Below are 12,779 nucleotides of genomic sequence, written 5' to 3'. Positions count from 1 at the left end.
GTAACACCTTGTGCATGGTGGTTTTTTACTGTAAATTTATTTTTTAAAATATAAATGAATTGATATGTTAAAATTTAATATGTTTGCATTTGAATTTTATAAAAACAAAAGAAAGAGGGATATAGGATGTCGTTAACCAGTAAATTAGATGCTAAAAATAAAAAAGATAAAGAGTTTAAAGACATACTTCTACATGTCGAGCCCAAGAAGGAAGATTACTATACATTAAGTGGAAAGTTACCCTTCTCTGAAGAATATAACATGCATGTGCCATATAATTTATCTAATATATCTAATGCAAGTTTAGTCGGAACAGCTTTTGACTATTTAGCTCGATTTAGAATTGCTCAATTTTTAAAAGACGAGACTGTAATTAGAGATTTGGTGGCTTATAAAGGCTTTAAAAAATTAAACAAATACATTGATATTCCATATGAAATTTTAGATTTATGGATAGAAAAAGTGTTATTGTTTATTAATGATAGTTCAATATTAATTTCCGATTTATACGAAATATCTGTAAAGCTAGCTAAGTTAGAGCAGGTATTTCGAACTAGGATTAATAAAGAAACTATCCATCGTAACTTCTTTATCATCGAAAATAGCCCAGACGAGATAATTAACGAACTAGATAATTTGTTAAAGTTGTTTGAAGAGAATTTTATGATCCCAGAGATTATCAATGAAAAGAGTAACGTAATATTTAATCCTAATTTTGGAGTGTCTTCACTTTTAGTTAGTGGAGCTGATGCAGACGTATATATTGATGGTGTTCTTTATGACTTTAAAACAACAAAAGACAAATCTCTGAAACAAAAAGACAATTTACAAATGATTGGCTATTATTTATTAAATGATTTAGCAAAAGCGACAATATCAGATGATTTGGGTTTTAAGTACGCATATATGGAAATACAAAAATTATCATATTACAAAGCACGTTTTGGTGAGATAGAGTATTACGATGTTGAGAAACATTTACCATACGAAGATGTAAAACCTAAGTTGAAACAATTAGCAGGATATTTCACAGAAAATCCCGGAAGTTTAAATTTTGCGCCAATGTTTGCTGATGTTGAAACCGCTAAAGAGATATTGAAACAAATAAGTACAGATGCACTTTAAATTTATTTACAATAAAAAAAAGAGGGATTCCACAGATGCGGGAATCCCTCTCTCATCTTACCTCACATACACATAGGCTTCACTTGCTGTTACATAGTATGTTTTTCCTTTGCTATTGTGTACTTTATATTGCAGTGAACCATTTACATTTACTTTCGCGTCAATTGTAAATCCTAATCCTGCATCTACAGAACCAGCCACATCTTTATCCTGCCAAGATGGAGCGTTATAGAAACGTAGATTGTTAACTTTTGAAACAACGCGCTTTCCAACAATAGAAGAATCTACTGTGCTTTTCTTATTAAACTTCACATAAGATGAATCATTCTTAATCCACTGATCTCCACCAAGATCTAACCAGCCATCCTTTTCAGCCCACACAATATACGATTCTGGTTTGTTTAACTGACGAATCTTAGAATAGCTTGTACCTGGTCCTTTACGTAAGTTAACATTGTAACCTTCAATATAGGCGATACCGTCCGTTACTGCCGTGGGTACTTCTGCTGGTTTAGATGGCTTTTCAGGGACAGAAACATCCACGCTAGAATTATTGTATGCTCGTTGTACGTCTGCTCTAAATTGAGCTTCTGAAACGCCATGAGACTTTAAGTAATCAATTGGATCTTCATGATCCGTACCGCCAAGGTAATGAGTTACATCGCTATGTGTCCATAATCCTTTTTCTACAGATAACCCACGGTCACGTAAGATTTCAGCTAGTAACTTAACGTATTTGTCATAACTGCGTTTGAATTTTGTATAGTCCGCTGTTTCGCATAACTCTACATGTACAAATCGTTTATTAGCAGCGGGACCGCCACCATAAGCAATGTATTTTGTATCAGCAATTTGTATTGTTTCGTCCCAATCGACTGCATAGTGAACAAATGCATTTCTCCATGTTCGAGACTCATATTTTTGAATGTTAATAGCTGGAGCTTCTGGAGTTGCTGTAGAATGTGCTACAACGCCCTCATAAGCACCTACACCATATCGGTATGGTTGTTTCGGTAAATCAGGAATAATAAGCGTTCTATCAGCAAAAGCACTTGTAGCAAAAGAACCAGCAAGTACTAGAATCATAAGGAACGAAGTAATATGTTTCATTGTCTTTTTCATTTAGCATCAACTTCCTTTTTCATAATTTTTGTGTGGTCAAATAATCCACTTGCTGACAGTCCGATAATGATTCCTTGAAATACATTTGTTTTGATATCTCCGCCCAAAAATAAAACGCCTAGCACAATGCCAAGCGTTAAATTTAGTAACGGAACATATTTTGTTTGTAATCCAATTGCTTTTCCAATCTGTGAAAGACCAACTACAATTCCAATCATTACAGTAATTTCAAACATTACATACCACCTCCTTTCATTAAGAAAGTGAGAATACCACCAACAATTCCACCAACTATAAGTCGCAAGATCCAGGTAGTATTGGCGCTGATTTTATCTAGCTGTTTGTTGATATTGATAATGTCTTTCTCGTTACCTGTTGTCCGCATTTCTAAACTTTTAATCTCTAAGCGAATGTCCTTAATATCTTGCTTGATTTCTTGAACATCACTTCGTACATCTTGTAACCCCTCCACTTCGACCACCCCTTTTAGGCAATAAAAAAAGACCAGCTTATGGCTGCTCTGGTTTCTCACTTATTAATTTTTGAACTAAATCTGTTAATGTGGACACATTAATTGTAAGTATATTAACCTGCTCTTTTAATTGTTTATTTTCTTCTTTAACTACATTTAGCTCTTCAGTATTCTTTTTAACCTGTTCTGTTAACTGGATAAATTCACGATACTGTTGTTGAAAAGCTACAATAAAAATAGAAACAGTATTATATAAATTAATGGCCCGTTTCTCTTTATCTGTAAATATAGCATCCGTATCGTCTGCAATCATGCCAAAATATGTTTCAATTTCTTTTGTTGTATATGGTTCTGTTTGTTCTTCCGGCTTGTTCACACGCATTTGATACAGATCATACATATCGTCCTTGAAGTTATACTGTTTGATAGCTAAACTCATGATTTTATCAAGAGCTGAAAAAGGAATATCTTTTATATTTTCTTTCATATTTCTAGCTGATGTAGGATTAAATGCTTTCGCCCACATTTGGCCATTAGCATTTATATTTTCTTGCGCTCGTAGTGTTCTTAATTCTATATCTTTCCATCCTTGACCCATCATATCTTTAATCTGCAAGCCATTGTTATAACCTTGTACAAAACTTGACCTTATCATTGCATTACCCATGATTAAATCATGATCGGTGGCGCCGTTTACGAAATGTATTTTATAGTCACTGCCTTTTCTTTTGAAAGTAAACTGCCCCGCGTTATTTGTAAAAATATGCGGCTCAGTTGTAGTTACAGAGAAGTAACCATATCCTGGAGCCCATCCTTCAGATTCAAAAATAATATTATTCAAGTTTTGAAAACGAAATTGTCCATCTGAATATACGCTCAGATGTCCACCGTCATTATGCATTTGAATATAGTTTGACCAAATATTAGTTCCTTCTGCATTTTCCCCTTTAGAAATCCCAAATTTTGCATATGCTTTAGAAGGTTGATCGACTCCATTAATTCGCGGCATGACTTGATAAATATAAAACGATCCTGTACCCCTGTATTTAATATTGTCAGAACCAAGGACGAGTGAAGGTTGAATACTTCCATCATTTGTTTCCATAAATCCTATATAGCCACGTGGCTTATCTGCATCGAAAATCTTCATGTCTTGCTTATTTATTTCAACAAATCTGTTTCCACTCGTTTTAAGTGTTACTCCTTCTAAAACTTTCCCTTTGATATGCTCAGCTGTTACATATCCTATAAGATTAATTCTGGACCCCTGAATTAGAATTTCCTCAGCTGATTGATTAATCTGGGATATAACATCGCCTTTTTTAACCCTAGAATTAATATTTTGATTTGTTAAACTAAAAGCCGCTTCCATTTCTAAAACATAAGCAAATTTTTTGTCCGCATCCGTCTTTGAATACACTTCAGTCGCTTTAGCACGAAAACCTATTTCCTCGGTATTCTGCTTAATTTCTGTCTGCATGTTGGTAGTTACTGTATCAAAATCACTTTTCGCAACCTTATCTGCCACTAAGTCAACCAATTCTTTATAGTTGGTAATGTCTTTTGGATTTGGCATGTATACAGATGCTTCTTTTCCTTGCTGTAGCTGCGGTTGAGATACCCACATTGTGCCATTACGGCGTACCCATATATCTCCTTGCAAACGAGTTACAGGAACGTCAGGAGCTTTAATGGTTACACTAACTAGTATCCAGGAGCCATTAACTAATAACTCTTTTATTTCAGTTTGCTCATAACCTAATGCGGTTGAACCATTAAAGAATTGAAGCTTAACGCACGCTCCTTGGTCTAATAAGTTTTTATCTACTACATAAACCCATGCAGACAATACGTAGTCACCGCTATTTTGTGAGGCTCCAATACTTTGAGCAATACCAGTCCAGCTATTTGCTGCAACCCCCGCATTTGCAATTCTGACCGAGTTATAACCGTCATGGCGTCTGTCTGTTACTGGTGTTACTGTAGCACCTGATACAACTCCTGCTACTGTCCATTTATCTGTACTAGCAACCTCATTTGTTATATTGCCATTAGCATCAACTGTTTTTTTCTTAAACTCTGTATTGAAGAATTGATTTATACTACCAAGTGCCCCTACATAAGCTTTCATTTGCTTTTCCGAAATCTTTGAACTTAATGAGTCTTTTGTTTGTGTAATTTCATTCTTGTTTTCTTGAATGAGCTTTCCTTGATTTGTTTGTGTTTCTGTTAGCGTTTTAATATTAAGAGAATTCGAATTTGTGGTCTGCTTCACTTCATTTAGAGTTGTTTGCATTGTACCTTGATCTTGTTGTACTTTCGAGATTGTTTTTGAGTTCGTATTTACTGTTTGTTGAATTTCATTAGTTGTTTGGGTAAAATCTGCTTTAGAAGTAACTTCATCGTTAGATAGTTGCCATGTAGTTCGTATGTTACCTTCTTCAAATTTTGCATGGTGTGAGTTTAAATTCCCATCAATATTGCGCCCAGAGTAATAGAATTTAACTTGAGTTACATCTTTATCTTTTGTTCTAAATGTAACTGATAGTGGTTCGTCTTTATAATCTACATTAATCTTTAATTGCGATTCAGCACGTACAGATTGCCATTCTTGCTCTCCATCTGCATACGTTATTGCTGTTTCTACGCCAAACCAAGCATTTGTATTGAATTTTGTTATTTTACCAGTAAACAAAAATGAGATAGTAAAAATTTTATTTCTATAGTTGACCTTATCCGATAAAGTCATTTGTTTACTGTCTGACCAGGTTCCAGTCATGTTCTGTTTATTTAACCCTGTTTCTGAACCGCTAGCTAAATTGATTGAACCTACAGAAATATTATTTACAGTAGTTTTTAATTCTGTAATGGTGTTAGTGTTAGATTCAGCTGTCTGTTTAGCAGTATTAGCAGTTTGACTTACTAGTTTAAGATTATCGTTTAGAGTTGTTATCTCCGTTTTCTCTGCTTTATTTTTAATTTCTTCAGCTGTGCGTTCAGCAGTCGTTTTTGTTTCATTTAATACTTTTATATCACCTTTACGGTTTGTTTCGTACACTTGCTTTCCAATAAGATTTTCGTCTACCCAATCTTTTGTATAAACACCTTCTTTATTGGCCTTTCCTTCAAGTTGCTGATTTAACCAAGTCTTATCAGGTATATCTTCAATTGTCTCTTTTAAGGTATCAATTTCTGCTTGGGCATCCTTTATATTTTTTTGTAATGGAGCCGTATCCGGAACAACTGACTCCCAAGCTGTACCTGTCCAGATTTTTAAAATACCTGGTTTCCCGGCACTTATATCACGCCATAGCGTTTTGTTTGGCTTAAGATCAGTAGTTGGTGGTTCTTTACCTTCTATAATATTAACCATATTATTTTCAATATTTTTTTTTAGTTGCTCTGATATATCTTTAGCCTCTTGCGATTCCTTTACAGCTTTTCCCGATTCTTTCTTTGCTTCTTCGGCCAACTTTTCTAGTTGTTCTAACAGTTCCTTGTTAGCCTTCCCCTCTAACCAAGCACGCATTTTATTATATAGTTTTCGCATTTCTTCATTCGGATCGGTAATTTCATGATAGTCACCAAATATATATTTATCTTGTGAAGGATCCGTAAATGATTCATCACCAGCGATTGCCCTTGCTTCAAGGTATAACTTAGGTGTGAAGCCTGTATCTTTGATTCGGATTGTATCGCCTTCATTGATTAGTTCATGTGCTAGTCCGAAAATGCGACCGATTGATTGTGCCTCTACTTCATACGAAACTGAAGTATTGACACGCTTCTTTAATTCCGTCTTCATCAAAGTCATTAATCGTTTTGGTGTCATATTTTGGTCTTCTGTTTCTGGAGTGTAAAAACCAAATTTATGTTTACCATGTGCATTCCAACGTTGAAAGGCATCACTATCTGTAATATAAACAAGTCCGTTATTGATGCTCTCAACCGTGATAATTTCATCACCTTCACCTCGTACAAATCCGACTAAGGCGGTACAAATATCCCTGGAATGCTCAATGCGTCTAATGCCTACTAAGTCTTTTCCCAGGGTTACTTCCTTCCCTGTTTCTCTCCCTCGTTTATTTATCATATCGACGTACCATCCAGTAATTTGAGAACCAGATACTTCAACTCGATATTGGATTTCCAATTCAAACAAAGCTGCAATTTTCTTTAAAAAAGTAAGGGGATCGATGAATTCATCGATAGTCATCGTGTGGAACGAAGAATAATCCGTTATTCCACGTTGCCATTTTGAATCGGCAAGAGCGATATCAATAAACGTATTAACTGTTTCGCTCTCTATACGTTGAGGTTTAATAATCCCATCTTTGGCGATTTGAACCCAGGCACCGGAAGAGTGTACAGTTAATGATCTATCCTTTGAATCTTTTTCTACTTCATTATTAATAACATACGGAACAATTCGACCATCACGTACTTCCTTTAAAACCAAGTTCTGCTGTTGTAATGTAATTGCATGTGGAGTACCGTCAAAAATTTTGAACTCTAGCATATCAATGTTATTCTTGATTTCCCAATGACGCTTATCTTCCCAGTAGTCCTTTGGTTGAATAGCGGATAGAATTTGATCTGTTTTGAAATCAACAACATGAAGTAATCCGCTTGGTGTTCTCATCGAAATCGCTCCCTATATTTAACTTTTGCTGTTCCGATATTTGCTGGCATAATTTCAAGTTTATTCTGGCCCTTAGTAATTTTAGGATAATCACTGAATAATTCCTTCAGATTAATTGCACTTGAACCATTAATACTAACTAGACTTTTAGCTGTATCGATTTGCACTTTATCTCCTTTTCCAACAATATATGGAGGATTATTACTTGTATTTTGGTTAACTTTCCAAATCTTAATATCATCAACTGTCATAAGTACAGCCGGATTATTATTCCACCATTGACAGATAGAAATTTGCACCTGTGCAATTTTATTCATCAAAATCCCATCTTTGTCTACCCAACGAGCTTTTGCTCCAGCATCATCAATCTCAGTACCGTACGCAAATTTCGCAATATAAAACTCCCATTCATTCCCAATACGGTAAACACATAACTTTCCGTAAAAATTATTCCACGTCCAAGGATACATACCGCGCGTATGGATCATCATTTGTTCAGCTGGATGCCCTGGATAGGCAATCTTAGCAACACCAAAAGTTTCTTCAGCCTCCCAATATACATCGTTTAGCGACAATCGAACTACAGGTTTACTAGTCTCATCCAGTAGGGCCACTTCTACTTGTCCCATTTGTACATAACTACTGCAGTTGAACCTTACATAAGCATCCATTATAAAATCTTGTAATGGTCCGCTAGGAATACTTTTTTTAGCAATCGCTCCATGATTCCCTTTGTAATTCTGATCACCATAATCTTCTACATAAAATTGATGTCCATTAGATTTGAATGTACCTCCACCTTTAGTGTTTTCAAACTGTGATACACTTGTCCATCCTACTGTAGTAGACATTTCATCCCACATTACACGTTGTTTCCACTCTACTGGAAGTTGGTTTACTTGTAACGGGTAACCAATCCGAAAATAATCTTCTTTGTTTGGAAGATATACGCTCTTATTCCGAACATCTAAAAATGTAGAAGGGTTTTCAACTTCAATTTCGATGATAGGTTCTGACTCCGCACTGCCTTTATTTTGAATGTTGGCTATTAACCCTCGACCGTCATTTTCAAAGTCAACCGTTTTCTCATTCCCTAACTTATACGGCATTGGACATATTAGTGTAATAGTTGCTTGATGAATATTAGATTTTTCTAAAGTCTCCTCTACAGATTCCTTAATCCCGTAATACATAATATCTGGTTCGTCTGTGAAGGTAATTTTTACAGGTTCTTCTGTATCTAATAAACCATTCAATTCATCTATCCGTTTCCTTAGTTCAAAAAGAGAGACTCCCTTAAGAGAGAAATCTACTTCTAATACTCTCTTGGGAGTCCTTTTACTTAAAAAATATGAACCTGGGCGGTGAGGTACCGTTAACTCATTAATTTCGTCACTTAAAATTCCGCGCCCTCTTATATCGTTAACCATAAAAAATCCTTTTTCGTATTTTTGCTCGAAATATTCTTCTAGATTAATCCCATTAAAAACTAACAATCTACCGCCCTCCTTTAAAATACATCTTTCCGTTTTTTTACAGCTTCTTGCTCTCCAGTAATATCATCAACGAACCTATTAAACTCTTGTCTACCAAGCTGTATATTAATATACGCGGGTTGTCTTTCACTAGCTGTAGAATTTGAAGCAGTTCCGGAATCCGCATTTCCTGAGCTTGCTTGTGGTTTAGCTGTCTGGTACGCACCAAGTCCTCTTGGCATTCCGTATACAGTCTCTACTTGTAGAGCTTCAGGTTTCATCCATTCAGTCATTTGTTCGGTTGTTCTTTGTACAGCGCCTTTCATTGCATCAATACCATTAATCCACCCTTTCATCATATTGACACCAATGAAATCCCTGAACCAACGACTCGGTGAGTGAATCGATAAAAGTCCTGAAATTTTATCTTTAATTCCATTTCCGATGTCCGTAATTTTGTCCCAAATAGCCCCAGCCATAGAACTTATACCGTTTAAAAGCCCCTGCATCATATTTTTCCCTATGCTTCCTAAATCGATTCCGCTTAGGAATGACTTTACATTGCCAAAAATTTGAGTCACTGTGTTATAGATAGAATTTAGGATGTTAGATGTCGCTGACTTAGCCGCATTCCAAATTGAGGAAATGATGCTACCTGCTGCATTCATAACAGATGAAATAACCGAGCCTATCCCCGAGAAAATTGAGCTTACTAGAGAACCTATCGCTGATAGAACACTAGAAAAAATAGATTTCACTAAATTTAGTCCACCAGTCACGACCGCGGAAATTAAATTTATTGCCCCTTGGATGATATTTCCGATTAATGACATCACACTCGACGTAATGCCTTTCACCGCATTCCACGCCCCACTCCAATCTCCTTTTAAAACTGAAGTGAAAAGCTTTATTATGTTGGTGATTATCCCAATAGCAGAGGTTATTACGCCCATAATAGCGGGGAAAACCGCCTGGACAATCGACAAAATAAATTGAATCGCCGGGATCACTACGCCTTTTATTATTGTTGCTAGACCTTCAAGTATCGCAGTGGCTACAGGAATCGCAGCTTGAATTATAGAAACTATTACCGGGAAAACCGTCTGGACTATTTGCAAAATTAAAGGAATAACTGTAGTCGCTATGATAGAGATTACCTGGCCTAATAATTGAATAATAGGAATCGCAACGGAAATCGCAGCAGCTATAATCCCAGCTATTACTGGGAAGACCGCTTGTACCGCCTGAAGGATGATTGGAATCACTGACGTTGCTATGATGGATAGGATCTCTCCGAATCCTTGAATCAACATTCCTGCTATGCTAAACGCCGCCTGGATTACTTGTAATATGATAGGGAATGCCGTTTGAAAAGCTTGAGCGAATATCGGTAAAACTGTAGTTGCTAGCTCAGTAAATATTTGAGCTACTTGTTGTATAGCCTCCGTTATCACTGGCATAATTTCTATTGTCGTATCAGCAAACATCTGAATTAATTCAGTAATCATAGGCATTACTTCTTGTATTACTTGACCAAAAAGTTTAAATAAATCAGACGCTAAAGGTACTACGGCTTGGATTGTTTCTCCAAACAAACGGAATAAGTCGAGTGCTATCGGTACTACAGCTTGTACTACTTCACTAAACAAACTAGCTATTGTAGAACCTAACTCACCAAAAGCCGTACCTAACTCAGAAAGAGCAGGTCCAAGTGTGGCGAAACTTTCTGCTATAACTTGTCCCGTTTTCGCAAATTCAGGAGCTAGTGGTGCAAATGCTTGTGTAATCCCCTGAGCTATTGACTGAACAACCGGCAAAATCGCAGACATCACAGAACTAAAAATCGATTGTATAGACTGCCAAGCCGACATAAAAGCAGACTTCACTTGATCATTTGTATTTATCAATTTAAATATAGTAGCACCTAAAGAAGCTACAATAGCGATTACCCACCCTACAGGGCCTGAAACACCTAAAAACGATAAGCCTAAACGTACAATTAATGGAGTTAAAGTGGCTATCGTATTTCCTATTGAGGAAAAAGACATTTTGATAAAATTAAACACTGGAGAAAGAGCTAATCCAATTCCAGCAAATGCTGAACTAAGTCCTGAAATCGCTGAACTAAACGCACCACTTATCCCCTGACCAAATTCACTAAATTTCGCTTTTATTACAGCTAGCGAAATCTCTACAGCTGTTGCAAAACCAGAAAACACCTGTCCGGCTTTAATTAACCCTGCCTCTAACGCTGCGCTAATTGCTGTACCCATTGCTGAAAATTTTTCCGGTATTGTCCCGAGATAAGAACCTAAAGAATCAAAAGCAGCTTTCATAGCCTCAACGGCTGCTACTGTCCCATTTTTTATTGATTCCCACGCATTATTCACAGCATTTCGGAAAGTCTCATTATGTTTGTATAATTGGACTAGCGCTACCCCCACTAAGCTTAGAATTGCAATAACCGCACCAACCGGTCCTAACAATAAAGCAAATCCAGCTCTTAATGCTGATAAAGCAGCCCGAAGCATTACTGCTGCTTTTGATGTTCCTGACATCCAAAGCATTAGTTTGCCGATAGTAATTATTGCTCCTCCAATTGCGTTAATAACAATACCCGCTACCGTTGCTACAACTAAAAAAGCCGTAGTAAATGCTACTACGGAAGCAATCACCGTCTGCACAGGAGCTGGTAATTTCATAAAAGCGTTTGCCAAGGTTTCGACTACTCCAGCTACGGCCATTAATGCAGGAGCTAATGCATCAGTAAATGCACGTGCCGCAACATCAATAGAGGCTTCCATTTTCGTCAGTGCTCCGGCCCATCCTTCAAGCATGGAGTCCGCAGCTTTTTTAGAAGCACCGTCCGAGTTCACTAAGGATTGTGTTAAAGCATCAATCTTTTCAGGCCCCGCTGCTACAAGTGCCATCATACCTGATACAGCTTCTGTCCCAAATATTGTTGCTAACGCCGCGCCTTTTTGTGCACTTGTCATACCTTCCATTCCCGTTTTTAATTCTCCAATAATTTGAGACAATGGTTTCATATTACCTTGTTGATCCGTAATAGATACGCCAAGTCGTTTTAACTCATTCGCCGCTGCTTTTGGCGGTTTAACTAAACGTAGTAAAGATGCACGTAATGCTGTACCAGCGGTCTCCCCTTTAATACCGCTATTTGACATAATACCAACAGAAGCCGCTAATTCTTCCATCGATATGCCTAATTGAGCTGCTGGACCCGCCGCATATTTAAAAGCGTATTGCATATCCCCTACACCTGCAGCTGTTGCGTTTGCGGCTGTTGCTAGAACATCAGCAACATGTGTACTTTGACTTGCCTCCATACCAAATGAGTTTAAAGCTGACGTAATCGTATCAGCAACCATCCCCAGGTCTTCGCCTGACGCAGCCGCTGCACTCAACACACCAGGTAATGCGGACGTTGCCTGAGCCGAATCAAAACCTTTCGCACCCATTTCAGCAAAAGCCGCTGCTACCTGCCCTGTTGAATACACAGAATCCTTTGCCATATCAAGAATCGCTTTCTTTACTTGACCGTAGTCACCTGCAGTTAAAACCGCCGCTTTACGAGTTTGTGATTCAAATTCTCGTGACTTTTGAATCATACTCCCTAAAGCAAAAGCCGACGCTGCAGCTGCAGGACCAAATGCATTTTGCATTGTTTGCCCTGTTTGCTGTACACGTCGGCCCATTTCAATTGCTTGATTACCTACTTCTTGAAATCTAGCACGCCACCCTGAATAATCAGGAGGCGGTGGTGCTGGTGGCGCTGGCGGTAATGGTGGAGGTGACGGCGGTTGTGGAGCCGGTGGTATAGGAGGTGGTCTACTAATCTGTTGAAAAAATGTATTCCATGCTTGTGTAGCTTGTCCAAGGTTACTTATTAAATTAGATATATCCGCAATCACCTGAGTTTCTA

General features: G+C 37.3%; 7 protein-coding genes. 1 reads left to right on the top strand and 6 read right to left on the bottom strand.

All coding sequences use genetic code 11. The features are described 5' to 3' along the window. Positions 1-126 precede the first annotated feature (126 nt). Positions 127-1,125, top strand: coding sequence for a hypothetical protein (locus NST86_RS12390; RefSeq protein WP_098828338.1), 999 nt, complete (start codon positions 127-129; stop codon positions 1,123-1,125). Between the two features lie 57 nt (positions 1,126-1,182). Here the strand turns inward: NST86_RS12390 and NST86_RS12385 are convergent, their stop codons facing one another. The 6 genes from NST86_RS12385 to NST86_RS12360 are packed head-to-tail and all read right to left on the bottom strand — an operon-like array spanning position 1,183 to position 12,768. Next, a complete protein-coding gene (locus NST86_RS12385; protein ID WP_340933882.1) occupies positions 1,183-2,247 on the bottom strand; it encodes an N-acetylmuramoyl-L-alanine amidase in 1,065 nt (354 codons plus the stop codon). Beyond that, positions 2,244-2,483: a holin gene (locus NST86_RS12380; RefSeq protein WP_131250943.1), complete on the bottom strand. Its 240-nt coding sequence runs from the start codon at positions 2,481-2,483 to the stop codon at positions 2,244-2,246. Before NST86_RS12380 ends, NST86_RS12385 begins: the two co-directional genes overlap by 4 nt. Beyond that, positions 2,483-2,719 carry a hemolysin XhlA family protein gene (locus NST86_RS12375; RefSeq protein ID WP_016081457.1) on the bottom strand — a complete coding sequence of 79 codons (237 nt, stop codon included), beginning with the start codon at positions 2,717-2,719 and terminating at the stop codon, positions 2,483-2,485. Before NST86_RS12375 ends, NST86_RS12380 begins: the two co-directional genes overlap by 1 nt. A 37-nt stretch (positions 2,720-2,756) precedes the next feature. Continuing rightward, the gene (locus NST86_RS12370) at positions 2,757-7,361 is read right to left on the bottom strand and encodes a phage tail spike protein (protein ID WP_340933876.1); all 4,605 of its coding nucleotides are present in this window, start codon (positions 7,359-7,361) and stop codon (positions 2,757-2,759) included. Continuing rightward, entirely contained in the window at positions 7,358-8,857 is a 1,500-nt protein-coding gene (locus NST86_RS12365) for a distal tail protein Dit (RefSeq protein ID WP_130068026.1), read from the bottom strand. The genes NST86_RS12370 and NST86_RS12365 overlap by 4 nt, the downstream gene beginning before the upstream one ends. Before the next feature lie 14 nt (positions 8,858-8,871). Continuing rightward, complete coding sequence (locus tag NST86_RS12360) at positions 8,872-12,768, bottom strand: phage tail tape measure protein (protein WP_445661333.1); 3,897 nt, start codon at positions 12,766-12,768, stop codon at positions 8,872-8,874. Positions 12,769-12,779: the final 11 nt, after the last annotated feature.

It is taken from the genome of Bacillus sp. FSL L8-0199 (genome assembly GCF_038005705.1).
Classification (GTDB): domain Bacteria; phylum Bacillota; class Bacilli; order Bacillales; family Bacillaceae_G; genus Bacillus_A; species Bacillus_A cereus.
The sequence above is the reverse complement of the archived record's forward strand: the minus strand, read 5'-3'. Positions and strand labels throughout refer to the sequence as shown.

Coding starts and splice junctions, on each gene's coding strand:
- NST86_RS12380 (WP_131250943.1), bottom strand. CDS start 2,483: ATGTTTGAAATTACTGTAATGATTGGAATTGTAGTTGGTCTTTCACAG.
- NST86_RS12370 (WP_340933876.1), bottom strand. CDS start 7,361: ATGAGAACACCAAGCGGATTACTTCATGTTGTTGATTTCAAAACAGAT.
- NST86_RS12385 (WP_340933882.1), bottom strand. CDS start 2,247: ATGAAAAAGACAATGAAACATATTACTTCGTTCCTTATGATTCTAGTA.
- NST86_RS12390 (WP_098828338.1), top strand. CDS start 127: ATGTCGTTAACCAGTAAATTAGATGCTAAAAATAAAAAAGATAAAGAG.